Genomic DNA, 24,925 nt, shown 5'->3' on the forward strand with positions numbered 1-24,925 from the left:
CCGTTGTCAAGGACGAGCTGGTTCAGCTCCGTTGAATAAATGAATTTTAGTGTTATAAGAAATCCTTAATTCTGATGTTATCAAAACAATATTATCGTATCATACTACAGCTTTTACTTACAAGTGGAATTGTATTCATTTTCCGAAAAATTCTGAATTTTCTCAATTGCGCGCATAGCTATTTTTTCATTTTTAAGCTTTTTGTTTTTAATTTTTTCACCAAGAGGCGGAAACAACCCGAAATTCGCATTCATAGGTTGGAAATGTTTGAAATCCGCTGTTGTAATATAATGAGCCATGCTTCCAAGAGTGGTGTCCTCAGGGAATACTATACATTCTTGTCCCTTAGCGAAACGCGCAGCGTTCAGTCCTGCAATCAAACCTGATGCAGCTGATTCAACGTATCCCTCAACACCTGTCATCTGACCCGCAAAAAACAGATTGTCTCGATTTACAAATTGATAAGTCGGTTTCAAAAGCTTAGGTGAATTAATAAATGTATTCCTATGCATCACACCATAACGAACGAATTCAGCATTTTCAAGTCCAGGGATCAATGAAAAGACTCGCTTCTGTTCTCCCCACTTCAAATGAGTTTGGAACCCAACCAAGTTATATAAGGTACCTGCTGCATTATCCTGACGAAGCTGAACAACCGCGTAAGGAAGTTCATTGGTATGGGGATTCATAAGACCAACTGGCTTCATAGGGCCGAACAGGGCCGTCTGCTTACCTTTCTTGGACATAACCTCAATAGGCATACAGCCATCAAAGTAAATTTCTTTCTCGAATTCCTTGATAGGCGCCACTTCCGCTGTTACGAGCGCATCATGGAAAATATTGAACTCTTCCTCTGTCATCGGACAGTTTAAATAAGCGGCTTCTCCCTTATCATATCTCGAAGCCAAATATACTTTACTCATATCGATCGAATCTTTCTCAACAATCGGCGCCGCTGCATCATAGAAATATAAGTATTCCTCTCCCATAAGTTCCTTTAAATGAGAGGAAAGTGAAGGTGAAGTTAAGGGGCCGGTAGCAACTACCGTTATTCCTTCAGGAAGTGACTCGAGCTCAGCATTCCGTACTTCTATTAGCGGATGATTTCTGAGCATCGATGTTACTTCACCTGAAAACCCATCGCGGTCAACAGCCAATGCACCGCCGGCAGGCACAGCATGCTTGTCCGCACATTGAAGAATTAAAGAATTCAACATACGCATTTCTTCTTTTAACACACCGACAGCGTTTGCCAAACCATTAGAACGCAATGAATTACTGCATACTAGTTCAGCAAATTGATCGGAAATATGCGCCGGTGTCTTCTTCACCGGGCGCATTTCATATAGAATAACAGGCACTCCTTGACTTGCAATTTGCCATGCAGCTTCACTGCCTGCCAAGCCTGCTCCAATTACGGTAACTTTTGATGTCTCTGACAAAATCATTTCCTCCTGAATCTTTACTCTTTCTCTTGTTGTTCTTCTTTGAAATCACATTGGATACATTGATGGAAGGTACCATTCTTGTTTCTCTTCTCAATCATCATAGAAGCGCATTTCGGACAAGGCCGATCCACCGGCTTATCCCAAGAAACAAAATCACAGCCTGGATATTGGTCGCAGCCATAAAAAATTCGTCCCTTTTTGCTGCGGCGTTCGATGATTTTTCCTTCCTTACAGTTCGGACAGGTAACACCAATATCTTTGACGATCGGTTTAGTATTACGGCATTCCGGGAAACCGGAACAGGCTAGAAACTTGCCGAAGCGTCCCATTTTATACACCAGATGACGTCCGCATTTTTCACATATTTCGTCAGATACTTCATCTTGAATCTCGATCTTTTCCATTTCTTCTTCGGCGACCTCTAGCCTTTTCTCAAAAGACTCATAGAAGGTTGCAAGAACCTTGACCCAATCCTCTTTACCTTCCTCAACTTGGTCGAGCTCTCCCTCCATCTGCGCTGTAAATTCAACGTCAAGAATTTCAGGGAAATACTCAATCATTTGTTGAATGACCAGTTCACCAAGCTCAGTCGGAATAAACTTTTTCTCGTCTATAGCCACATAACCGCGCTTCTGAATCGTCTCTAAGGTAGGCGCATACGTACTTGGTCGGCCAATCCCCATTTCTTCCAGAGCACGAACCAACCTTGCCTCAGTATAACGCGGCGGCGGTTGTGTGAAATGCTGCTTGGGATCAATTTGTTGTTTCTTAACCTTATCTCCAGGCTTCATCGGCGGCAGCAGCTTATCTTCCTCAGTTGTGCCATCGTCATTACCTTCTACATACACTTTCATAAAACCCGGGAATTTCATCTTTGATCCTACAGCTCTGAATATAGTATCGCCTGCTGTTATATCCACGGTCATTGTATCCAGCACTGCGGAGGACATTTGGCTTGCCACAAAGCGCTCCCAAACCAACTTGTACAAGCGCAATTGATCGCGACTTAGATGATCCTTCATCTGATCAGGTTCGCGCAGCACCGAGCTGGGCCGAATCGCTTCATGAGCATCCTGCGCATTTGCAGCTTTCTTAAGATATACACGCGGTGTCTCCGGATAATAAGCCTCTCCATACTTTTGTTGGATAAACTCTTTAGCTTCTTCTTGAGCCACGGGTGAAATCCGAGTAGAGTCGGTACGCATGTAAGTAATTAAACCTACCGTGCCTTCACTACCCAAATCAATCCCTTCGTACAATTGCTGAGCAACTGACATCGTTTTGGATGCGCGGAAATTCAGCTTTCGAGCAGCTTCCTGCTGCAGTGAGCTTGTAATGAACGGTGGTGAAGGGTTACGCTGCCGTTCCTTTTCCTTAACCTCATTAATAGTAAATTCAGATTTAGCTACACCAGCTAATATTTCATCCACTTCCTGCTGGTTGCTAAGCTCCTTCTTTTCTCCTTTGAGGCTATGGAATTTGGCTTCAAATTCTGTAGTTCCTGCCAGCAGCCTGGCTGTTATCGACCAATATTCTTCCGGAACAAACGCTTTAATTTCATTCTCTCGGTCATAAACCAGCTTTACAGCTACAGACTGTACACGTCCGGCCGATAAACCCTTTTTAACTTTTTTCCACAAAAGGGGACTTATTTTATAACCCACTAACCGATCAAGTATACGGCGTGCCTGTTGTGCGTTTACAAGATCGAGGTTGATTTTTCGAGGTGTTTTAAAAGCATCTTTGACAGCCTGCTTCGTAATCTCATTAAATACAACACGACATGTTTCAGTTTCATCCAGCTCCAAGTAATGAGCCAAATGCCAAGCAATTGCTTCACCTTCGCGATCAGGGTCAGCCGCCAGGTAAACTTTTTTCACTTTTTTGCGGGCATCCTTCAGTTCCTTCAGTATAGAGCCTTTACCTCGAATGGTTATGTACTTAGGTTCGAAATTGTTATTTATTTCAACACCAATTTGGCTTTTTGGAAGATCGCGAATATGGCCCATCGATGCCTTGACAATAAATTTGCTACCTAAATATTTGCCAATGGTTTTCGCTTTTGCGGGTGACTCAACAATGACTAGTGAATCTGCCATAGCCGTTCTTCCCCCCTCGATTATAAGATATAGTGCAACCTTTGCTTCGAGCATGAAAGAAGCTGGCTGTCATTTATCATTCAACCATTACTCCAACTCTACCTCAGCTGGTTATCACTTATGTATTTCAATTTAAAGCATATATAGAACCCGATAACTGTTCCACTCGCTTTGTCAATAGTAAATTTAACAGAACTGCGTGCAAATGTCCAAAGTTAAATTGACTTTTTGCTAACAGCTCATCAATAGACAGGGCTTGATTTTGCAGCAAATTCACAATAACTTGCTCATCTGGCGACAGTTGTGCCTTTATTTCCTGAGTATGGTTACTATATGAGTGTTGAATATCCGGTATAAGGTGCGTGTATTCCTCCAAAATATCTTGAACATCGCTGACTAGCTTTGCACCCTGTTTTATCAACGATAAGGTACCCTTACTTTTTGGTGATGAAATAGGTCCCGGTACAGCGAAGACGTCCCGTGATTCCTCCAAAGCTTGGTCTACCGTAATAAGCGATCCGCTGCGGAGAGCAGCCTCTACGACAAGCACACCAAGACTTAAACCTGCAATTATCCGATTCCGCTGTGGAAATAAGCCTGGATGTGGTTTAGTTTTTAACGGATATTCGCTTAAAATTAAACCTTTATCGGCAATTTGATGGTACAGCAACTTATTCTCAGGTGGATAAACATGCTCAATACTACAGCCTAAAACAGCAATCGTACTCCCACTCTCACGAAGAGCAGCTTCATGTGCCGCGCTGTCAATTCCTCTAGCCATTCCGCTGACGACACACAATTGCGATGCTGATAGCGCTTCCGACAGCTGTTCAGCCGTTTTGCGCCCATAGACGGTTGGCGTTCGAGTTCCAACCACTGCAATGCATGGACGCTTCATTAACTTCGGATTTCCTCGATAATATAAAACCCATGGAGGCTGTGCAGTCTCCTTCAGCAAATCCGGATAATCCTCATCAAAGTAGGACACAATTCCGATTCCCTTACTATTATAACCTTTCAGAAGGTTCTCCAACGTCAGTGCGGTTAGCTCATTAAGATTTTTCGCTAATTCAACAGCACGAGAAGCGGTTAATCCCAATGCTTGCCAATCACCTGCTTGTAAATACAACATCTCTGATAACACTGGAAATCGATTAACTATGGTTTGAATGGTTTTCCAGCCTACATTTTCAATGTGATGAAGAGCTATTAAAATATTTGTATTGTTCATTAGTATATATCACTCCTTCTTTGAGAACAACTTTTGGCCGATATGAACGAAAAAAAGCCCTCTACTCCCTTATCAGGAATAGAAGGCTGCTTGCCTATCTATATGAGCTTACTTCTCTTACGTATAATTATTTTTTAGTGATACATTTGTCCAAAAGACCTTTTTCTTCCAAAACACTCACAAGAGTGGAGCCCATTTCGGAAGGTGTAGGAGCAACCTTGATGCCGCAACGTTCCAATGTGGATACTTTCTCAGCAGCTGTTCCTTTACCACCGGAAATAATTGCACCCGCATGACCCATACGTTTGCCTGGAGGAGCTGTTTGCCCGCCAATAAAGCCTACAACCGGTTTCTTCATATTAGCAGCGATCCATTCAGCAGCTTCTTCTTCCGCAGTACCGCCGATTTCACCGATCATAATAACCGCGTAGGTATCAGGATCTTCATTAAACAGTGTCAAGATATCAATAAACTCGGAGCCTTTCACCGGGTCGCCGCCAATACCTACTGCAGAGGATTGTCCAATGCCGCGGGTAGTCAACTGATGAACCGCTTCATAGGTCAATGTTCCGCTACGGGAAACAACGCCTACATGGCCTGGAGTATGGATATAACCAGGCATAATTCCGATTTTAATTTCACCTGGTGTAATAAGACCCGGGCAGTTTGGACCGATTAAACGGGTTTTCTTGCCTTCCATGTAACGAGATACTTTAACCATATCCAATACTGGAATTCCTTCTGTAATACAAATCGTCAGGTCAAGCTCAGCATCTACAGCTTCCATGATCGCATCTGCAGCGAATGCAGGCGGTACATAAATAACGGATACTGTTGCACCAGTTGCAGCTTTTGCTTGTTCTACAGTATTAAAAACGGGCAAGGAAACTACGGAGCCATTATCCAAAGTAATATCGATGTTGGTTCCACCTTTACCTGGAGTAACACCACCAACCATTTGCGTACCGTATTCCAGACCACCCTTAGTGTGGAACATGCCCACGGAACCTGTGATCCCTTGTGTGATAACTTTTGTATCTTTATTTATTAAAATACTCATTTGAATTGGTCACATCCCTTGATTTTTTTCACGAAGAAGTCGTGGAGTTTAGCACAATGGCACGAATTACGATACAAGAGCAACAATTTTTTGTGCTCCATCCGCCATTGAGTCTGCTGCCACAATATTCAAACCGGATTCATTCAAAATCTTCTTGCCGAGGTCAACATTCGTACCTTCTAGACGGACAACTAAAGGACGGCTTAAGCCTACTTGTTTTGCAGCTTCAACTACACCATTAGCGATTACGTCGCATTTCATGATGCCACCGAAAATGTTAACGAAAATACCTTTTACTGCCTCGTCAGAAAGAATGATTTTAAAAGCTTCGGTTACTTTCTCCGCTGTAGCACCGCCCCCTACATCAAGGAAGTTGGCCGGGTCCCCACCGTAATATTTGATAATATCCATAGTTGCCATAGCAAGACCCGCTCCGTTAACCAAGCAACCGATGTTGCCTTCAAGCGCAATGTAGCTCAAGTCATACTTGGAAGCTTGAATTTCTTTAGCATCCTCTTCTTCCAAATCACGAAGCTCAAGAATGTCTTTGTGACGGTACAAAGCATTGGAATCAAAGTTCATCTTTGCATCCAATGCCATAACATCTCCGCCGCCTGTTACAACAAGAGGATTAATTTCCGCAATGGAGCAATCTTTTTCAACAAATGCTGTATACAATGCAATCATAAATTTAACTGTTTTGTTTACTAATTCGGACGGTATGTTAATGGCATATGCCAGCTTGCGTGCCTGGAATGCTTGCAATCCAATTGCAGGATCGATAACTTCTTTGAAAATTTTCTCAGGAGAATGCTCAGCAACCTCCTCAATCTCCGTACCGCCTTCTTCTGATACCATCATAACGACACGGCCAGTTCCACGATCAACTACGACACCGACGTAGTATTCTTTCTTAATATCGCAGCCTTGTTCAATTAAAAGGCGCTTTACTTCTTTACCTTCAGGACCGGTTTGGTGAGTTACAAGAACCTTACCCAAAATTTCCTGTGCGTATGTACGGACTTCATCCAGGTTTTTGGCTATTTTAACACCGCCTGCTTTACCGCGTCCGCCAGCATGAATTTGTGCTTTAACTACAACTACGGAAGTTCCGAGCTGCTTAGCTGCCTCAACTGCTTCATCGACTGTAAAAGCAACTTTTCCTTCAGGTACGGCAACCCCATATTGCTTTAGTACTTGTTTGCCTTGGTACTCATGGATATTCATTTAGCAAAATCCTCCTATCAGTTATAGCTTACTATTTGAATCAGAACTTGCGGCTCGTGCGCGAGTCCCGCATCAAACGAAGAATTCTTTCGCTGCCAATCATGCGGAATCCTGCTTGCTGCAGCTAGTGCAACAAAACCTTCATAATTGTACCACTTTTTTTCGACGGTTTCCTCTTTTTTTCTTGTAAAGCTGTCATTTTTCAATCAATCTTTTTTATGCCTCTGAAAAATTTCACGTATTATATCATTCCCAAGGAAATAAAAAGCATAACAAAAACGCATTCTTCCGAATTATTTCAGAAAAATGCGCCATGAATTACAACAGAAATATCATCCATATTCAACATCACATATAACTGGGATCGGTGGGCGTCATCATCCGCGGTTCTCTTTCTGCTTGCTTAATGAACCGCATTTCATTGCCTGTGAAGCTACATACTAAACACTGAATCATCGGTTCTGTCTCTTGGATTTGCTGAGGCTCTGTCACCTCTTGTACGGAACCTGAAAGTGCATCTTTTAAAAATCGCTGCGAGAAACTAGAAATCACACTAAATTTTACACGATTTGATCTACAGTTTGGACAGAAATAAGGTTTGTCCTGCATTGTCATCACCTCTTTAACTGTATATCCAGTTTTCAGCAGGTTTAATCGTTGTCTTTTACAGAGAATTGCCAAAATGCATGTTAACCTGTACAATTAAAACCAATTAATCATAAGGCTTGTAAGGAAGCACCTTTGCCAATGGATCTTATTCCGGGAGAGGTGTTATTTGTTATGTACGGTAAAGTAATAAGTGCCTGCTTGCATGGAGTTGAAGGAAAACTGGTCGAGGTTGAAGTAGATTTAAGCAATGGTCTCCCTCAAATGAATATAGTAGGTTTGCCGGACAGCGCGGTTAAAGAATCTATGGAGCGAGTACGTGCAGCTATAAAAAACTGCGGGTACACTTTCCCACTGCAGCGCATCACGGTTAATTTAGCTCCTGCAGATGTTCGGAAGGAAGGTGCTGCATTCGATCTGGCCATTGCTCTCGGAATATTGTCCACTAGCGGTCAACTAGTCTTGGAGCAGCTACAGGATACACTGATATTGGGCGAGCTTGCATTGGATGGTTCCGTCCGTCCGGTTCCAGGTGTTCTCTCTATGATGGCAAATGCGAAAGAAAAAGGAATACAGCGCGTCATCGTTCCCCGCCATAATGCAGAGGAGGCTGCCCTTATCGCAGGTATGAGCGTTTCGTCATTGGCCCATATAAGTGAGCTGCAGCAGGACAAGCTTTTAGTTAACAATATTAACATTTCGCATTATTTATTAAATTCAGACAAGAAAAAAGAAAGCATTCATGCATATAGTGAAGATTATAGTGATGTATGCGGACAATTACATGTTAAAAGAGCTTTGATGATATGTGCTGCAGGTATGCATAATATTATGCTATTGGGCCCTCCAGGCACCGGAAAGACCATGCTGGTTAAAAGATTACCTACGATACTCCCCGATATGACCGAGCAGGAATCGTTGGATGTGACGAAAATATACAGCGCCTCCGGAAAATTCTCCGACCGTAGCAGTTTGATTAGCAAGCGCCCCTTTCGTATGCCTCATCATACAATTTCTGCGGCTGGATTAGTCGGCGGAGGCACTATTCCTAAGCCTGGTGAAATCAGCTTAGCCCATCGCGGCGTGCTATTTCTTGATGAACTTCCCGAATTCTCAAGAGCCGTACTTGAAGTTCTTCGACAGCCTCTCGAGGACAGGCACGTGACGATTGGTCGAGCCCGTGCGGTATACAGCTTCCCTGCACAGTTTATAATGGCTGCTTCAATGAACCCTTGTCCTTGTGGTTATTTTGGTGCTGAGACAACTTCCCATCCTTGCACATGCAGTCCATTGAAAATTGAGCATTATCGATCTAAAATTTCGGGTCCTCTGCTTGACCGTATCGACTTACAAGTGGAAGTGCCTCGAATCGATTATGGACAAATCCTAGAAGCTCAACCTCAGCTGTCCTCTATAGAGATGAAAGAACAAGTGGATCGTGTCCGGCACATTCAGCTTGAACGTTATCAAAACTGTGGCATTATGTTCAACGGTGAGCTCTCCGGTAAGCTTCTGAAAATACATTGCAAGCTGCAAACCGATGCTGAGATGTTACTTCGGAAATCATTTGAAATACTGGGTTTAAGTGTACGGGCATATGACCGTGTCTTAAAAATAGCCCGAACCATTGCTGACATCGAAGAAAGTGTACATATAGAATCCCAACATGTTGCAGAAGCACTTCAATACCGGAGTTTGGATAAAAAAACACATTCTCGGGCTTATTAACGTTAGTATTTTGATTGATAAACCAAAGCAAAAGCCTAAAGCTCAACCTTGAAGGTGAGTTTTAGGCTTTTGTTGATGACTAATGATTCATTTATTCATTGCTGGTATCAGTCCCTAATTCAGGTGTAGCTGAATTAGTCTCATCATACTCGCGGTAGTAGTAAGCAAAAACTCCGTCCTCAGTCGGGTAATAAACGTAGTCATTATTTTGTTCTGAAATAAAATAATCCTTTAGCATTGTTTTTACCTTTGTAAACACAGTTATCCCCTTCTTCACGAAAGTTAATAGTTAAAGTCTGCACGGTTCTTTAATGAATTATGCAAAAATTAAAAATCAAGGGGATAAAATGAATAATATTATGATTAACCCGTCAGTTCATGATCTATTACTATTGGGATTCAGGAAAGATCAGAGCATAATTAAGCAAAATTGTGGCAAGTCCTAGTATTTCAAGCACCACTATATCCAAAATATGCATATCAAATGCATTTGGAAAAATAATAAACCATACGCCATTTAGAAGTGGCGCCCAGTTCATGACTGAATATTTCCATCGCTTCACAATCGCAAGGAATGAGAAAATAAATTGGACACTTCCAAATATGAGACTGATATAATACTCTGTACTATTTTCCGCAAACCCAAAAATCCAAGGAGTGAATATAAACCATACGCCAATAAAAGAAGACAATACATTTTTGACAATCATGGTCACACCTCCAAATGCTTGCTCTATCATATATATTATATGTATGCAAGCGATTTCATAGATGTGACATATACATTCAAACAATTCTTCGGAAATACAAAAAAAGCATTCTAAGCCGTTTCCAGCTAGAATGCGTTCGGTAAATGCTCTAATGAGAGGAGCCGCCCTTCCCTGTCTGTAACAATCGAGATGACATCGAATCTTAGTTGGCGATGTAGCTGTTGATAACGGAGAGCGTAGAATTGTGCCGTCTCCCTCACCTTTTGCTGTTTCATCGCATTGATGGATTCCTGGGGAATACCGAATGAAGTACTGCCGCTGCGAGTCCGAACTTCAATAATAACTAGCAGTTCTCCGTCCATTCCAATCAAATCGATTTCACCGGTCCGGCAGCGCCAATTTTGAGCTAGAATCGAGTAGTTCAATGATTGAAGATGCTCTAACGCCAATCTTTCTCCCATTGCACCCAACATTTTACGTGTGAGTTTTTCTTTACTCATTAGACCTCTTTCTAATCTGCTGCTTCGCACGGCCATCAGAGCGGTAAATAAAGCTTAAAATCTCGGCCACGAGCTTATATAATTCCGGCGGAATCTCCTGGTCCAAGTCCAGCTTGGACAAAACCTCCACCAACGAGGAGTCCTCTTGGACAGGAACGCCATTATCCTTAGCTTTCTTCATGATTGCTTCGGCTACATTCCCCTTACCTTTGGCAACCAATATGGGTGCACCCTTGTTCTCAGATGAGTATTTTAAAGCAACCGCTTTTTTGATGGGACTCCGGTTGTTTTCCATCATACGCGTACATCCATTCCTTTGTATGCTTTTTTTCCATATACGGCTTGCAAGTGAGAGCTAATAGGGTTTTCCTGCTTATTGCCTGAAGCTTCAGAGGAAGTACTTTGAGAATCTTGTCCCTTTTCTGGATAAGGTCCACATTTTATAGAAATAAATTGATACCCTATACTGGAAAGACCTGCGGAAATCTCATCACGGTTCGATTCCAAAAGCTGTTGAATAAAAGGCTGATCATTTAATACACGCAGACTAACGATCCGATCCACTACCTGCACATCAACCATTGTATCCCCAAGAGATTTCATCCGTAGATCAAATACAAGGCGGCAATTGTGTGCATCGATTTCCCCGCGCGCACCCTTACGTGATTGAATATGTACCGCTGCCGTTTGCTCACCGTTCGCATTCATTAGAGGTACAAACAATGTAATATGTGAAAACATCGAGGCTCTATCTGAATTCAACAGCAGCTGCTGACCTGTAATCTGTTGTATGGTCTGTTGAGCTGATTCCTTGAACGCGGGTGGCACATCATCTGCTTGCATTAGCTGCATCAGTGCGCTTTTTAACGTTTCACTGGATCTCTGCTGATCTTCAGATGAAGCTATACCCGAATTTAGAGATGATAGTGCTCCTAATTCCTTGTTTCCGGAGACATCCTGCAGCATTTTATCAGGTAGTCTGCCAATATGATGCTCATGCTCGATTCCTAAAGCCTTCATCATTTTGGGTAACCAATGCTCATTGGTTTCTGATTCTTGTAAATTACCACCGCTTTGAATTAGAGCTGTTTCGGCAGCCCTTGATGCAGCATTGCTAGTCTGGCTATTGTTCGGTTCTGCAATACTCCCGGATCCTGCATTTCCACCTGCATTACTCACGCTTTGGTTCCCCTGGGAGGTGATTGCAGTAGCAGGTGTTTGTCCAATACCATCATTATTAGTTACAGCTTGTCCACTAGTCATGCCTGAAGCTGCCACACCTAAGGATTGAGCTGTCTGTTTGGATACCATTGATGCTTGAACAGACTTTTCGGTTGAACCGGAAGGGTCTGAATCCGCTGTATCTGTAGAAGCTGCTGCCCCCGCTGCGTTGGCTAGAACTTGAGTAGGAGAAGCTGACTTGAGAATGGTGTTATTTACATCCGATGTTGCCAGTGCACTACCAGTTTGCATGGCAGTATTAGCACCTTGATTAGATAAATCAGTAAAAGCTTTACCTGCTGTTAACTGGCTGTTACCTGCCGTAGTCGCCGTTCCTTTCGCGGACTGAGTATTACCCTCGCCATCGCTCGATAAAGCCTCTGTGGTAATCTCAGACTGCGGAAGCACTTGATTGGAGGAATCCTTAATCATTGCAACCACTTGCTTCACGGTATCTAACGCAGCTCGTGTTGCGCTGGATAGAGCGTGATCTTCACTCAAAAGCTTATTCATTTGTGAGTCAAGCTGCTGAAGGGTCTCATGGAACGCTGGACCCGCGATGGTCTGTCTAACTGCTGAGACCGTGTCCAACGTTAAAGGAAGCCCTTTTTGAAATGCAACAACAGCAGAAGGAAGCAACTCTTCTTGTTGATGTGAAGTAGGTACCTGAGCTTGGAATTGCATGAAGGCTTGTACATTATCTTTAGAAATCGGTATTCCCGACTGATGGAGTGTTTGAATCATTTGCCGATTTGACGCGTTATCCTGTATAGATACATTCTTCAGTACCTCTGCCAATGAATCATCTGCAATTTGCACACCCGATTCAGCTAATGGCTTAAGCACAATTTGGCCAGATTGAGTTGACTCAGGTTGAACCTGGAGCAGAGTTACCTCCCCTTGCTTCAGAGGTGTTTCCAACTTGGCCCGAACCTGCACACCGCCAATATTAATGAGTGCTTCCTGATCAGCTAAAAGCTGCAGCACCAATCCTTTTACAACTTCCCCTACTTTTAGCTCCAGTTTTTTGGGATCAGCCGCTTGGGTCTCACCGATTAAGCTTCGAATTAACCCACTAATATTCAAGCTCGCACACCTCACTGCAATTTATATTTATCTTTTATATCGGCATTTGTTGATGCTAATTGCAGTGTTTCTATACTACTCTATTAGAACAATTCCTGCTGCTCGACCTCAACCAAAATATTTCTTAGGAATGTTTTTCGATGAAGGGGTGTCGCACCGTATTCTAGAATGCGTTCACGATGTAACTTAGTTGCATATCCCTTATGTAAAGCGATACCGTACTCTGGGAACTCTATCTCCCACTGCAAACACATACGGTCACGGGTAACTTTAGCGATAATAGACGCAGCTGCAATCGATTGACTTAATGCGTCTCCATGAATGATAGCCATTTGTTCAATTGGGAGATCAACCTTCTCAGCGTCAACTAATAAATAATCAGGGGATGGATTAAGCTTTTCTACTGCTTGTTTCATGGCTAAACGTGCTGCTTGCTTAATATTAATTTGTTCTATCGTCCTTACGTCTACGATCCCGATTCCGATAGAGATAGCTTCCCTATTGATTAATTCGTATAAATTCTCCCTTTTCTTTACGCTTAGCTTCTTAGAATCATTAACTTCTTCTAATACAAGACCTGGTGGTAAAATAACTGCTGCTGCGACCACATCACCAAACAGACAGCCTCGACCAACTTCATCTACTCCAGCAATATGGAGCCTACCTTGATTCCAAATTGATTGCTCATAATCCAAAAGCATAGATGTAATTCTTCCTTTCTTCACAGCAAAAAAAGCTTGTACAGCCCATTATACTAGAAACTACAGCCGCCGGAAACGGATGTTCAACAAAAAAAGCCACCCCTGAGGAGTGACCGGCTTGCAAGATTTATATTTCACTTGGCGTTTCAAGACTAATTCTACCCATCTTCGCTGCACGCAGCTCCCGTAAAATAGTTAAGGATGCCTTGTCCAAATCTACCCGGCCGCCACTTAACAGAGCCCCTCTTTTGCGTCCTATCGCTTCCATTACCTCAATCACTGCATCGGTATCACTTGGATCTTCCGGCAGCTTCTCGATACCAAAGCGTTCTTTTAAAGACGAACCATAGTGTGTACACAGATAACGAACTGCATACAAAGCAATATCAGCTGTATACAATAGCTCTTCTTTAATGGCACCTGTAACAGCAAGCCTCATACCTACTTCTTGATCCTCAAACTTTGGCCATAAAATACCTGGAGTATCCAGCAGTTCCATCTCTGTTCCTACCTTGATCCATTGCTGGCCCTTTGTAACTCCGGGCTTATCTCCCGTAGCTGCTATTTTGCGACCCGCTAGCCTGTTGATCAGTGTCGATTTTCCGACGTTAGGGATACCCACAATTAGCGCACGAACCGCACGGGGGTTAATACCCTTTCGAATTTGAGTTTCGAACTTCGTAGCCATTAGTTGCTTACTACGAGACATGATCTCCTTCATCTGATTCCCGTTAGCCGAGTCAACCGGCAATGCTTGAAGCCCTTGTTCAGCAAAATACGCAACCCACTGAGCAGTTACTTCGGGATCAGCCAAATCATTCTTGTTCAGCAGTACCAAACGCGGTTTATTTTGCAAAATTTCATCTATCATCGGGTTTCTGCTGGAAAGCGGAATACGTGCGTCCAACAGCTCAATCACGACATCAATCAGTTTAAGCTTTGCCTCAATTTGACGGCGAGCCCTTGTCATGTGACCTGGAAACCATTGAATCGTCATACGGTCACCTCAACTTTTTTCAGTACAGCAGCAGTTCTTTGTATATATCACATATGAACTAAGCTGATATTTTTGAATGGCCAAAAAATTAAATCGGCCCTTCCTACAATTTTATCATATTCAATAAATCCGATATCACGGCTATCCGCGCTGTTAGAGCGATTGTCTCCCATTACGAAGACCGTTCCTTCGGCAACTGTTTTTTCTGAGTAATTTCTTGAATTATAGGGTGTCCCTCTTTTTGCTGCATCATCCAAAGCTTGCTTCAAATAGGGCTCGTCCAGCACTTTACCATTAACATATACCTTATCGCCTTCTACCTTAACGGTTTCCCCAGGCAGTGCGATCACGCGTTTTATGTAATCTTTATCTTTAGTTGCATGAAATACAATCACTTCACCGCGATCCGGCTTTCCCATTGAGTAAATAATTTTGTTGACTATCAATCGTTCACCGGTGTGAAAATTCGGCTCCATGGACGGCCCTTCGACAATAAAGGGGGCAAAAATCAACCAGCGAATAAAAAATACGAGAGCCGCAGCAATCAGCAGCGCTTTAACCCATTCCCATGCTTCATTCTTGAGTGGATTCGATTTCTCCATGGTTTGTTCTTGCTCCATATCCGACCTGCCCTTTCAACAAAATAGTGTCCAAAAAAAACGAAAGGGAGCTTGGTAAACAAGCCCCCGTTTGTTTTCTTCTTAGCGAATCTCTTGAATTCTAGCTGCTTTACCGCGAAGACCGCGCAAGTAGTATAGCTTCGCACGACGAACTTTACCACGGCGAGCCACTTCGAGCTTGTCAATCTTCGGGGAATTTAGAGGAAACGTTCTTTCAACGCCTACACCGTAAGAAATTTTTCTAACAGTAAAGGTTTCGCTGATTCCGCCCCCGCGGCGTTTGATAACAACACCTTCGAAAAGCTGAATCCGTTCGCGGGATCCCTCGATAACTTTCACGTGAACCTTAACAGTATCACCTGGACGAAACTTAGGTAGATCTTGGCGAATTTGTTCTTTTGTAATCTCTTGAATTAAACTCATGTATGACTTCCTCCTTCCACTTAGGTGTTCATTCCGCCTTCGATGTCGAATCTATAGATGCTATGCGTAGAGGACCACCGTAATCGGGCAAAAATGCCACAACGTTGTATATATTATCATAAAGGGGGAACGAATACAAGGGAAACCTCCCAAACCCTCCCCGCCGGGAGGGCTTCAAGGGCTGCCGCCCTCTGGACACCTGCTGATTCACCTTAGCAACTTATTATGAAGGATCGCTTTCCACGACCCCCTCCCAAACCCTCCCCGCCGGGAGGGCTCCAAGGGCTGCCGCCCTCTGGACACCTGCTGATGCACCTTGGCTACTTATTATGAAGGATCGCTTTCCACGTCCCCCTCCCAAACCCTCTCCGCTGGGGAGGGCTCCAAGGGCTGCCGCCCTCTGGACACCTGCTGATGCACCTTAGCTACTTATTATGAAGGATCGCTTTCGTTCCCTTCGGGACACGCTTTACACTAGATCTCCCGCCTGTAGGAACGCTTTCGTCCTAAAGGACACGCTTTCGGTTTTAGCTTAATTCAGCAATTTCTGCTAAGAGGCACAATCCAATGACTACACTCACGTGTATCCTTTATGACTGGCGCTTTTGTTCCTCCAGCCACTGCTTCTCCTTAGCCGTCAACTCCACATGCTCCAGAAGCTCAGGACGTTTCTGCCAAGTTCGCCAAATCGCTTGCCTTCTACGCCACTGTTCAATGTTCGCATGATGTCCAGAAACTAAAATTTCTGGAACCTCCCACTCGCGAAATTGAACCGGTCTTGTATAGTGCGGGTATTCAAGCAAGCCTGTACTAAAGGAATCGGTAACTGCTGAGGTTTCATTACCCAATACACCTGGCCGCAGCCGGACCACACTATCAATCACAACCATCGCAGGCAGTTCACCGCCTGTTAGGACGTAGTCTCCAATGGATAGCTCGTCCGTAACCAAGTGCTCGCGAATCCGCTCATCATAACCCTCATAATGCCCACAAATGAAGATAAGATGCTCCTCCTTAGACAATTCCTCAGCCTTACGCTGCGAGAAGGGCTCACCCTGAGGGCACATTAGAATAATGCGGGGCTTACTACCGCCAGCTAAAGAGCCTGTTAGCGCTTCTACTGCAGAAAAAATCGGCTCTGCCTTCAGCACCATACCTCCACCGCCACCATAAGGATAATCGTCTACGGTGTTATGCTTATTGTTGGCATAATCACGGAAATTAACTGTATTTAGTTCAACTAATCCTTTATCACGGGCTTTTCCCAATATGCTAGCTGAAAAGACACCGTCAAACATGTCGGGAAACAATGTAAGAACATCGACTCTCATCAGTCCAATAAGCCTTCCATAATATGTACCTTGACTCGTTTTTCAGCTATATTAACTTCCAATATTACTTCATCGATATAGGGCAACAAAACAGGTCTTCCAACCTCACGTTCCACCACCCATACATCATTTGCTCCTGGAGATAATATTTCACTGATTGTGCCGAGTTCCTCCCCTTCGTCCGTAACTACGGTGCAGCCAATGATTTCATGGTGATAGAACTCGTCTTCAGGCAGCTCGAAAACATACTTTTCTTCCACCTTTAAAAGCCAGCCCTTGTACTTCTCGACTTCATTAATGTTACTGAAGCCTTGAAATTTAATGACGAATAGTTTTTTATGCTCACGCGCCGATTCCACAATGACAGGTAAGGTCGTATGCTTTTCAGGATCATAGAAAACTAAAGCGCTTCCTTTAGCAAACCGTTCATCTGGAAAATCCGTCTCAGGGAAAATTTTAAGCTCCCCACGAATCCCTTGTGTATTCACAATTTTACCGATCGTAAATAATTTATCGCTCATGAAAGCCCCTCCGGCCATCTGAATATAGATATGTAAATGAAGAAAAGAGTTAGGATTTCTCCTAACCCTTATAATCTCCATTATGAAACAATTTCAACCGAGACTCGCTTGCTTTCTTTCACTGCAGCTGAAGTGACTACAGTACGAAGCGCTTTTGCAATACGTCCTTGCTTACCAATTACCTTCCCAACATCATCGGGATGAACCGACAGCTTGTAAGTAATGTCGCGTTCGTCCTCGTCTACCTTCACGTTTACTTCATCGGGATGATCAACCAACGCCTTAGCGATAACGGTTATTAGATCTTTCATGATACCCTCCGAATCGGCAGATTACTTCTGCAGCTTGGACTCGTGAAACTTTTTCATAATGCCTGCTTGACTGAAAAGATTGCGTACAGTATCAGAAGCTTGAGCGCCAGTTTGAAGCCATTTAAGCGCTTTTTCCTCATCAATATTCACGATTGCTGGTTTAGTAATCGGGTTGTAAGTACCAATCTCTTCGATAAAGCGACCGTCACGCGGAGAACGGGAATCCGAAACTACCACACGGTAAAAAGGAGCCTTGTGAGCACCAATACGCTTAAGACGAATACGTGTTGCCATTGAAAATCACCTCCAACTTAGAATAAACTGCATATGATATCGTCCCTCCTTCGGATTAACCGAACGGGAACTTCATTCCTTTACCAAACTTACCTTTCAATCCTTTTAACCCGCCCTTAGGACCTTTGGGTCCCATCATGCCGGAAAACTGCTTCATCATCTTGCGCATATCATCGAATTGCTTGATAAAACGGTTCACATCCTGCACTGAATTGCCGCTGCCTGCTGCAAGTCTCTTACGCCGGCTAGGGCTCAGCATGTCCGGATTTTGCCGTTCTTCCTTGGTCATCGATTTGACGATTGCAGCAACACGCGCCATTTGCTTATCATCTACTTTAATATCCTTAATGCCCTTCATCTTGCCTGCACCAGGAAGCATATCCAAAATCTGATCGAGCGGTCCAAGCTTCTTTACCTGCTCCATCTGATCGAGGAAATCGTCAAAGGTAAATCCATCGGTCCGCATTTTGCGTTCCATTTCCTTTGCCTTATCAGCATCGATACCAGCCTGAGCTTTCTCAATCAAGGTAAGCATGTCGCCCATGCCGAGAATCCGCGAAGCCATCCGGTCAGGATGAAACGGCTCCAATGCATCCATCTTCTCGCCCATTGCAGCAAACTTGATTGGGCAGCCTGTAACAGCTTTAACTGATATCGCCGCACCGCCTCGTGTATCGCTGTCAAGCTTCGTTAGAACTACACCTGTAAGCTCTAACTGCTTGTGGAAGCTCTCCGCCACATTAACAGCTTCCTGTCCAGTCATCGCATCGACAACAAGCAGAATTTCATCCGGTTTAACTGCTTCAACAATTTGTTTCAGCTCATCCATCAATGCTTCATCAATATGTAGACGTCCGGCTGTATCGACAATCAAATAGTCATTGTTATGATCTTTAGCATGCTGCAGTGCATTCTTTGCAATTTCAACCGGGCTCACTTGATCGCCCATCGAGAAGACGGGAACCTTGATCTGCTCTCCAAGGACTTGGAGTTGCTTGATAGCTGCCGGTCGGTATATATCTCCTGCTGCCAGAAGCGGCCGGTGATTTTGCTGCAGAAGCATCTTGGCCAATTTTCCGGTTGTGGTAGTCTTACCCGCCCCTTGCAATCCGACCATCATAATGACAGTAGGTGGACGATTGGATCTCGCAAGCTTACTATGAGCTCCACCCATCAATTCCGTCAATTCTTTGTTAACAATATCAACGACAACCATCGCAGGGGTAAAGCTTTGCAGTACTTCCTGCCCGATTGCGCGTTCCTTTACTTTGGCAATGAATTCTTTAACGACTTTAAAATTGACATCCGCTTCCAAAAGCGCAAGACGAACTTCGCGTAGCGCTTCGTTTACATCGTCTTCTGTTAGCTTTCCTTTGCCTCTCAGCTTGCTGAATACTTTCTGCAGCCGGTCCGCTAATCCTTCGAATGCCATCCGAATTCACCTCTCAAGCGTTACTTTGAACCTCTTGCTAAGAGCAGTTACTTGCTAGTCCAGGCTAATCAATTGTTCCATCACAGACTGGGCCTGCTGCCTTTGTTCCGGCTTTAGTTCGGTTATAAATATTTGAAGCTGCTGCACAACCAGCTGTCTTTGCTCATGCTTCACAAGCAGCTGCAGCTTGGCTTCGTAATCCTCGAGCGCAGCTTCCGCTCGTTTTATATGTTCGTAGACCGCTTGGCGGCTGATCTGAAATTCAGCGGCAATTTCACCAAGCGAATAATCATCATAAAAGTAATGTTTCAAAAAAGTCTGCTGTTTATCGGTCAAAAGCTTCTCATAAAAATCGACCAACATATTAATTCGGTTCGTTTTCGTAAGCATATTGATATTGTCTTCCGTCACAGTGCCTCGCCTCCGTTAAGGTAAAACACTTTACAGCAACAACAGTACCTATCATACTCAAAATGAAGATCAATGTCAAGCATCTTTAGTTGACAGTTTATTTGACCCTGGTTTTGCGCTAAATTAACTCTTTTCAGACGCAGCATCTACGTCGTTATCAGAAGCTATCCATTTACTAAACAGCGCATTGACGAATTGATCCGAATCGAACGGCTGTAAATCGTCCATTTTTTCACCGAGACCAACGAATTTAACAGGCAGCTTCAGCTCCTGACGAATAGCCACTACTATACCACCTTTGGAGGTGCTATCAAGTTTCGTTAACACCAGACCAGTCAAGCCTGACTTCTCATCAAACATCTTCGCTTGACTTAAAGCATTTTGCCCAGTTGTAGCATCCAGAACTAACAAAACCTCATGGGGTGCTTCTGGAACTTCGCGTCGAATGACGCGGTAGATCTTATTCAGTTCTTCCATCAGATTAACTTTGTTCTGCAAACGTCCAGCTGTATCACATAAAAGCACATCCACGCCACGGTTTTTAGCTGCATGCAGTGCATCGAACATAACCGCCGCCGGATCAGAGCCCGACTGCTGTTTGATGACATCCACTCCGGCACGCTGGCCCCAAGCCTCCAGCTGTTCAATGGCTCCAGCACGGAACGTGTCCCCAGCAGCAAGCATTACCTTTTTCCCTTGTGATTTCAAGTGATGCGCCAGCTTACCGATCGACGTAGTCTTTCCTACACCGTTAACTCCAACGACCAAAATTACCGTCAGGCCAGATGGGGCCATTTGCAAGCCAGCATTTTCTTCACCCTTCAACAGTGCAATGAGCATTTCCGAAAGAATCGGCTGCAGGTCGCTAGGCTCTTCGATTTTCCGTTTGCGAACTTCGGCACGCAGATCTTCAATCAACTTCATTACCACATTAACGCCAACATCTGCGCCAATCAATATTTCCTCCAGCTCCTCGTAAAAATCTTCATCGATTTTTTTGCGGCGACTGAATAAATCTTCTACCCGCTCCACAAATACATCCCGTGTTTTGGATAAACCCTCTTTAAATTTATTCGTAACAGCCTCAGCCTTCGAGGAAATGCTATCCTTCAGTCGTTTAAAAAAACTCATACAAGCCAAACTCCCCTTACCTCAAATGTGTTCAAAAACTCCAATATCCTAACCGCTTACCAATCCCGGATATGCCATCAGCTGGCGATAACCGCTTCATCCTCTTCCAATCGGACGGAAACAAGCTTCGATACGCCGCCTTCTTCCATCGTTACCCCATACAGCACATCAGCTTCCTCCATCGTTCCTTTGCGATGTGTAACAACGATAAATTGGGTTTGCTGTGAAAATTCACGTAAATATTCCGCAAACCTCGCCACATTAGCTTCATCCAATGCAGCCTCAACCTCATCGAGCACACAGAACGGAACAGGCTTCACACGGATGATCGAGAAAAGCAGCGCAATGGCGGTAAGTGCTCGCTCCCCACCGGATAAGAGCTGTAGATTTTGCAGCTTTTTACCTGGAGGTTGGGCCACTATTTCAATCCCCGTATCGAGTAAATTGTCGGGCTCTGACAAGATCAGATCGGCACGGCCGCCACCGAACAGCTTTGCGAACACTACCACGAAGTGGGAACGGATAGCATCGAAGGTAATACGGAACCGTTTGCCCATCTCCTCATCCATCTCATGAATAACCTGATACAGCGTAGTTTTAGCTTCAACCAGATCGTTCTTTTGCTCGCTAAGGAACTGATAGCGTTCATTAACTCGCTGAAATTCTTCAATGGCACCAAGATTGACTACACCTAGAATAGCAATTTCCCGTTTCAGCTCACGTACCAGAGTTTGAGTAGCCAACACATCCTCGGGCACTGGATAACGTTCTTTTGCAAGCTCAAAGCTTAATTCATAATCATCCGCAAGCTTCTTCAGCAAGTTTTCTAACTCCACATCAAGACGAGTCACACGCACCTCAGTTTGGTGCAGCTGATCCTCTACTTGACGGAGCTGTCCCCGCTCTTCTCGTGTCTTATTCTCTTCTTGCTCCAGCTTCACTAACCAGCCGGATCGTTCAGCACGCTTCATATCCAGTTGATCCGAACATTGCTGCCTCTTAAGCTTTATAACGTTAAGCTGTTCTATTTGCTGTATCGTCTCCTGCTGATGATTCGCTAAATCGAGCTCCAGCTGTCGTACTAGGCTGCGATTAAGATCAAGCTCTGTTAACAGCTCAGACAGCTCTGTCTTGAACCTGCGCTCTTGATCCTGCAGCGATTGCTTCTCCTGCGACAATGAGGCGACCTTGATCTTCAAGTCGGTCAGCTGCGTTTGCAGCTCTTCCTTCTGAAGCTCACCTGCCTTACGTGCAAGCTCTGCTTCACGAATCGCCTGCTGCACGATTGCTTCTTCTTCCTGCAATCGTTCCAGCGACTCCACCGCTGTCTTGCCGCGCGCTTCAAGCTCGCGACGCTCCAATTGAAGCGTGTCGCCATCCTGACTGTATAATGCCAGCTGCTCGGCTACCTGCTTCGCTTCATGCTGCAGCGGCTCCAAACCTGCGCGAATCTGCTGCTCTTCGATTCGCAGAGTTTCACCGGACAATCGCAGCTCTTCCAGCTTGCCTGATTCCGAAGCAATCTCCTTACGTACTTGCTCGGATCTGATCCGCAGCTGCTGCAATTGCTTATCAGAATCAGCAATTTCTTTGTCCATCTCTTCTATCTGACGTTGACGGCTGAGTAAACTCGTAGTTTTCTTTTGTTGGCTGCCGCCTGTCATGGAACCGCCGGGATTAACAACATCCCCTTCAAGCGTAACGACACGGTATCGATACTGAATCTTAGCTGCAATGCGGTTGGCAACCTCCAACTGACTTGCAATAATTACGTTGCCTAGCAAGCTTCCAATAATATTACGGTATGTATCGTTAAACTGTACCAAATCAACACCGATACCTACAAAGCCTTCCATCCCTTCAATTGAACGTTTCTCAGAGTCAGGAATTGAACGTCCACGAATAACGTCTAGCGGCAAAAAAGTTGCTCGTCCCAGCTGTCTTTTTTTCAAAAAAGCAATCGCTTCACGCCCATTGGACTCACTGTCTACAACAATATGCTGCAAGGCTCCACCTAATGCAGTCTCCATAGCTACCTCTACATTAGCTGGTACCTTTACGAGCTCAGCCACCGCACCACGGATACCCCGGAGTTCGTTACGATCCTTGGCTTTTAGAACTTCCTTAACACCATGAATAAAACCATCGTAATCATTGGCCATCTCACGCATCGTATCGCGTCGGGATATTAGAGCATCGAGCTTCTGTTCCCATTTGCGAACGGTGGATTGCGCTTCTTCTGATAGAAGCTGCTTAGACTTTAAGCCTTGAGTTAATTCAAGATAGTTATTCCGCGCTGTTTCAATCTGACGAACGACTTCTTCCAACCGAACATCAAACGCACGTTTGCGTTCAGTAATACTGTCTTGCTGATCCTTCCATTTGCGACGCTCGTCCACTAGACGATCGAGCCTTTTACCCAAAGCCTCAATTTGCTGGTCTGTATAACGCACTTCATTACGCGCGTTAGCCATCTGGTTCAGAGTCTCGAGCATTTCGCCCTTCAAACGGTCTTCTTCGCCGCTGCTGATCCCTCCGGAAACGCCAAGCAATCTATCCTCTTCCGCCTTAAGCTTAGCCTGATAAAGTATCAATTCATTCGAAATGACACCAATCTTTTCCCGAAACAAAGTCAAGTCCGCTTCCTTCTCGGCCATTCTTTGCTCTTGCTGCGTCACAGCCTGCTTCAGCTGAGTTTGATTGGAAGAATAATTTTTCTTGCGTTCCTTTAGAACCTCACCCTGACCCTCGCACTTCTCAAATTCCTCACTAAGCTGCAGCAAATGCTCCTGTAAGCGTTCGATTTCCTCCTCAAGCCTGCGAGTCTCCCACCGATGTTTCTCCAAATGCGCATCATGCTGTCCTACAATCGCAGAAAACTCTAACTGTTCACGTTTCAGCTTCTCAAGCTTAGTGTTAGTCTCAGTCCAGGTAGAGTATATTTCTTCGATTTGATACACATACATGGCTATTTCGCTGCTCTTCAGCTGATTCTTTAAATCCTTGAAGCGAACTGCCTTTTCCGATTGCACGCGAAGGGGTTCAATCTGATCCTCCAGCTCTGTAACCAAATCGTGTATCCTTAGCAGATTCTGCTCCGTTTCCTGCAGCTTCTTTTCCGTTTCCCGTTTGCGTGATTTATACTTAACGATCCCGGCTGCCTCTTCAAAAATGCCCCGGCGGTCCTCCGATTTTGTACTCAAAATTTCTTCGATTCGCCCTTGTCCAATGATGGAATAAGCTTCTTTGCCAATCCCTGTATCCATGAAAAGCTCAGTAATATCTCTCAACCGGCATGGTTGTTTGTTGATCAAATATTCGCTATCCCCACTACGATGCACACGGCGAGTCACCGTCACTTCATTATAATCGAGCGGCAATGCTTGATCGGTGTTATCCAGTGTGAGCGATACTTCCCCGTAATTGACCGCTTTACGTGCGTCGCTGCCGGCAAAAATAATATCCTCCATCTTACCGCCGCGCAAACTACGCGCGCTCTGTTCCCCTAATACCCAACGGATACCATCAGAAATATTACTTTTCCCACTGCCGTTCGGACCGACCACAGCGGTGATGCCTTGTACGAATTCCAGCTCCGTTTTATCGGCAAATGATTTAAAACCGGCCAGCTCAATACGTTTTAAAAACAAAAGTCTCACCTCCACGCTATTGTATCACAAATTCCCAATTGCTTGAACAAAGATAACCCGCCGCTTCACTATCATTATCAGCTGCAACGCTTTCTTTAGGTACCTCAAAAGCCGCCTTACTATATTGAGCTTTAACACGTGCTGGAAAAATGACTACTACTAAAAGAAAATGCACCGGCGGCAGCCT

The 24,925-nt window shown here is 44.4% G+C and carries 23 protein-coding genes; 1 reads left to right on the plus strand and 22 read right to left on the minus strand.

Features of this window, described 5'->3' with window-relative positions; genetic code table 11:
* Nucleotides 1–113: 113 nt before the first annotated feature.
* The 5 genes from trmFO to sucC form a co-directional block, all read right to left on the minus strand.
* A complete protein-coding gene (gene trmFO, locus GC093_RS09595; RefSeq protein ID WP_171651633.1) occupies nucleotides 114–1,442 on the minus strand; it encodes an FADH(2)-oxidizing methylenetetrahydrofolate--tRNA-(uracil(54)-C(5))-methyltransferase TrmFO in 1,329 nt (442 codons plus the stop codon).
* 20 nt (nucleotides 1,443–1,462) lie between these two features.
* The gene (gene topA, locus GC093_RS09600) at nucleotides 1,463–3,547 is read right to left on the minus strand and encodes a type I DNA topoisomerase (protein WP_171651634.1); all 2,085 of its coding nucleotides are present in this window, start codon (nucleotides 3,545–3,547) and stop codon (nucleotides 1,463–1,465) included.
* Nucleotides 3,548–3,674: 127 nt separating this feature from the next.
* Nucleotides 3,675–4,778 carry a DNA-processing protein DprA gene (gene dprA / locus GC093_RS09605; RefSeq protein ID WP_171651635.1) on the minus strand — a complete coding sequence of 368 codons (1,104 nt, stop codon included), beginning with the start codon at nucleotides 4,776–4,778 and terminating at the stop codon, nucleotides 3,675–3,677.
* Nucleotides 4,779–4,905: 127 nt separating this feature from the next.
* Nucleotides 4,906–5,838, minus strand: a complete 933-nt coding sequence (sucD, locus tag GC093_RS09610; RefSeq protein ID WP_171651636.1) for a succinate--CoA ligase subunit alpha — start codon at nucleotides 5,836–5,838, stop codon at nucleotides 4,906–4,908.
* Nucleotides 5,839–5,904: 66 nt separating this feature from the next.
* Nucleotides 5,905–7,065, minus strand: coding sequence for an ADP-forming succinate--CoA ligase subunit beta (gene sucC / locus GC093_RS09615; protein WP_171651637.1), 1,161 nt, complete (start codon nucleotides 7,063–7,065; stop codon nucleotides 5,905–5,907).
* A 780-nt stretch (nucleotides 7,066–7,845) separates the two neighbouring features.
* Between sucC and GC093_RS09625 the strand changes: the two genes are divergently transcribed.
* Nucleotides 7,846–9,399, plus strand: a complete 1,554-nt coding sequence (locus tag GC093_RS09625) for a YifB family Mg chelatase-like AAA ATPase (protein WP_171651688.1) — start codon at nucleotides 7,846–7,848, stop codon at nucleotides 9,397–9,399.
* 91 nt (nucleotides 9,400–9,490) lie between these two features.
* On the opposite strand, the gene GC093_RS09630 is transcribed toward GC093_RS09625, so the two are convergent.
* The 17 genes from GC093_RS09630 to smc all read right to left on the minus strand — a co-directional run bounded on the left by GC093_RS09630 (nucleotide 9,491) and on the right by smc (nucleotide 24,738).
* Nucleotides 9,491–9,658: a hypothetical protein gene (locus tag GC093_RS09630; RefSeq protein ID WP_171651639.1), complete on the minus strand. Its 168-nt coding sequence runs from the start codon at nucleotides 9,656–9,658 to the stop codon at nucleotides 9,491–9,493.
* Nucleotides 9,659–9,788: 130 nt separating this feature from the next.
* Nucleotides 9,789–10,139: an SPW repeat domain-containing protein gene (locus tag GC093_RS09635; protein ID WP_171651640.1), complete on the minus strand. Its 351-nt coding sequence runs from the start codon at nucleotides 10,137–10,139 to the stop codon at nucleotides 9,789–9,791.
* Nucleotides 10,140–10,234: 95 nt separating this feature from the next.
* A complete protein-coding gene (locus GC093_RS09640) occupies nucleotides 10,235–10,609 on the minus strand; it encodes a YraN family protein (RefSeq protein WP_171651641.1) in 375 nt (124 codons plus the stop codon).
* Nucleotides 10,602–10,907 carry an EscU/YscU/HrcU family type III secretion system export apparatus switch protein gene (locus GC093_RS09645; protein WP_171651642.1) on the minus strand — a complete coding sequence of 102 codons (306 nt, stop codon included), beginning with the start codon at nucleotides 10,905–10,907 and terminating at the stop codon, nucleotides 10,602–10,604. The genes GC093_RS09640 and GC093_RS09645 overlap by 8 nt, the downstream gene beginning before the upstream one ends.
* On the minus strand, nucleotides 10,904–12,916 hold the full coding sequence (locus GC093_RS09650; protein WP_171651643.1) for a TP0910 N-terminal domain-containing protein: 2,013 nt from the start codon (nucleotides 12,914–12,916) through the stop codon (nucleotides 10,904–10,906). Before GC093_RS09650 ends, GC093_RS09645 begins: the two co-directional genes overlap by 4 nt.
* Before the next feature lie 83 nt (nucleotides 12,917–12,999).
* Nucleotides 13,000–13,617 (minus strand): ribonuclease HII, encoded by a 618-nt coding sequence (gene rnhB / locus GC093_RS09655; RefSeq protein WP_171651689.1) that lies wholly within the window; start codon nucleotides 13,615–13,617, stop codon nucleotides 13,000–13,002.
* Nucleotides 13,618–13,744: 127 nt separating this feature from the next.
* Nucleotides 13,745–14,614: a ribosome biogenesis GTPase YlqF gene (ylqF, locus tag GC093_RS09660; protein WP_171651644.1), complete on the minus strand. Its 870-nt coding sequence runs from the start codon at nucleotides 14,612–14,614 to the stop codon at nucleotides 13,745–13,747.
* A 47-nt stretch (nucleotides 14,615–14,661) separates the two neighbouring features.
* Nucleotides 14,662–15,234, minus strand: coding sequence for a signal peptidase I (gene lepB / locus GC093_RS09665; RefSeq protein WP_171651645.1), 573 nt, complete (start codon nucleotides 15,232–15,234; stop codon nucleotides 14,662–14,664).
* A gap of 81 nt (nucleotides 15,235–15,315) precedes the next feature.
* Nucleotides 15,316–15,657 carry a 50S ribosomal protein L19 gene (gene rplS / locus GC093_RS09670; RefSeq protein WP_171651646.1) on the minus strand — a complete coding sequence of 114 codons (342 nt, stop codon included), beginning with the start codon at nucleotides 15,655–15,657 and terminating at the stop codon, nucleotides 15,316–15,318.
* A 590-nt stretch (nucleotides 15,658–16,247) separates the two neighbouring features.
* A complete protein-coding gene (gene trmD / locus GC093_RS09675) occupies nucleotides 16,248–16,988 on the minus strand; it encodes a tRNA (guanosine(37)-N1)-methyltransferase TrmD (protein WP_171651647.1) in 741 nt (246 codons plus the stop codon).
* On the minus strand, nucleotides 16,988–17,509 hold the full coding sequence (gene rimM, locus GC093_RS09680; protein WP_171651648.1) for a ribosome maturation factor RimM: 522 nt from the start codon (nucleotides 17,507–17,509) through the stop codon (nucleotides 16,988–16,990). Before rimM ends, trmD begins: the two co-directional genes overlap by 1 nt.
* Nucleotides 17,510–17,589: 80 nt before the next feature.
* A complete protein-coding gene (locus tag GC093_RS09685; protein ID WP_171651649.1) occupies nucleotides 17,590–17,820 on the minus strand; it encodes a KH domain-containing protein in 231 nt (76 codons plus the stop codon).
* 21 nt (nucleotides 17,821–17,841) lie between these two features.
* A complete protein-coding gene (gene rpsP, locus GC093_RS09690) occupies nucleotides 17,842–18,114 on the minus strand; it encodes a 30S ribosomal protein S16 (RefSeq protein WP_171651650.1) in 273 nt (90 codons plus the stop codon).
* A 55-nt stretch (nucleotides 18,115–18,169) separates the two neighbouring features.
* Complete coding sequence (gene ffh, locus GC093_RS09695; protein WP_171651651.1) at nucleotides 18,170–19,546, minus strand: signal recognition particle protein; 1,377 nt, start codon at nucleotides 19,544–19,546, stop codon at nucleotides 18,170–18,172.
* 54 nt (nucleotides 19,547–19,600) lie between these two features.
* A complete protein-coding gene (locus GC093_RS09700; protein WP_171651690.1) occupies nucleotides 19,601–19,936 on the minus strand; it encodes a putative DNA-binding protein in 336 nt (111 codons plus the stop codon).
* Between the two features lie 144 nt (nucleotides 19,937–20,080).
* Entirely contained in the window at nucleotides 20,081–21,088 is a 1,008-nt protein-coding gene (gene ftsY, locus GC093_RS09705; RefSeq protein WP_171651652.1) for a signal recognition particle-docking protein FtsY, read from the minus strand.
* 77 nt (nucleotides 21,089–21,165) lie between these two features.
* Nucleotides 21,166–24,738, minus strand: coding sequence for a chromosome segregation protein SMC (gene smc / locus GC093_RS09710; RefSeq protein WP_171651653.1), 3,573 nt, complete (start codon nucleotides 24,736–24,738; stop codon nucleotides 21,166–21,168).
* Nucleotides 24,739–24,925 lie beyond the last annotated feature (187 nt).

The organism is Paenibacillus foliorum (assembly GCF_013141765.1).
GTDB lineage: Bacteria > Bacillota > Bacilli > Paenibacillales > NBRC-103111 > Paenibacillus_S > Paenibacillus_S foliorum.

Excerpts from the sequence above, each read along its gene's own strand:
- GC093_RS09625 (WP_171651688.1), top strand. The coding sequence starts at position 7,846 with ATGTACGGTAAAGTAATAAGTGCCTGCTTGCATGGAGTTGAAGGAAAA.
- dprA (WP_171651635.1), bottom strand. The coding sequence starts at position 4,778 with ATGAACAATACAAATATTTTAATAGCTCTTCATCACATTGAAAATGTA.
- rnhB (WP_171651689.1), bottom strand. The coding sequence starts at position 13,617 with ATGCTTTTGGATTATGAGCAATCAATTTGGAATCAAGGTAGGCTCCAT.
- GC093_RS09640 (WP_171651641.1), bottom strand. The coding sequence starts at position 10,609 with ATGAGTAAAGAAAAACTCACACGTAAAATGTTGGGTGCAATGGGAGAA.
- ylqF (WP_171651644.1), bottom strand. The coding sequence starts at position 14,614 with ATGACGATTCAATGGTTTCCAGGTCACATGACAAGGGCTCGCCGTCAA.
- ftsY (WP_171651652.1), bottom strand. The coding sequence starts at position 21,088 with ATGAGTTTTTTTAAACGACTGAAGGATAGCATTTCCTCGAAGGCTGAG.
- rimM (WP_171651648.1), bottom strand. The coding sequence starts at position 17,509 with ATGAGCGATAAATTATTTACGATCGGTAAAATTGTGAATACACAAGGG.
- sucC (WP_171651637.1), bottom strand. The coding sequence starts at position 7,065 with ATGAATATCCATGAGTACCAAGGCAAACAAGTACTAAAGCAATATGGG.
- rpsP (WP_171651650.1), bottom strand. The coding sequence starts at position 18,114 with ATGGCAACACGTATTCGTCTTAAGCGTATTGGTGCTCACAAGGCTCCT.
- sucD (WP_171651636.1), bottom strand. The coding sequence starts at position 5,838 with ATGAGTATTTTAATAAATAAAGATACAAAAGTTATCACACAAGGGATC.
- GC093_RS09685 (WP_171651649.1), bottom strand. The coding sequence starts at position 17,820 with ATGAAAGATCTAATAACCGTTATCGCTAAGGCGTTGGTTGATCATCCC.
- rplS (WP_171651646.1), bottom strand. The coding sequence starts at position 15,657 with ATGAGTTTAATTCAAGAGATTACAAAAGAACAAATTCGCCAAGATCTA.
- topA (WP_171651634.1), bottom strand. The coding sequence starts at position 3,547 with ATGGCAGATTCACTAGTCATTGTTGAGTCACCCGCAAAAGCGAAAACC.
- GC093_RS09700 (WP_171651690.1), bottom strand. The coding sequence starts at position 19,936 with ATGCTTACGAAAACGAACCGAATTAATATGTTGGTCGATTTTTATGAG.
- lepB (WP_171651645.1), bottom strand. The coding sequence starts at position 15,234 with ATGGAGCAAGAACAAACCATGGAGAAATCGAATCCACTCAAGAATGAA.
- GC093_RS09635 (WP_171651640.1), bottom strand. The coding sequence starts at position 10,139 with ATGATAGAGCAAGCATTTGGAGGTGTGACCATGATTGTCAAAAATGTA.
- trmD (WP_171651647.1), bottom strand. The coding sequence starts at position 16,988 with ATGAGAGTCGATGTTCTTACATTGTTTCCCGACATGTTTGACGGTGTC.
- GC093_RS09645 (WP_171651642.1), bottom strand. The coding sequence starts at position 10,907 with ATGATGGAAAACAACCGGAGTCCCATCAAAAAAGCGGTTGCTTTAAAA.
- ffh (WP_171651651.1), bottom strand. The coding sequence starts at position 19,546 with ATGGCATTCGAAGGATTAGCGGACCGGCTGCAGAAAGTATTCAGCAAG.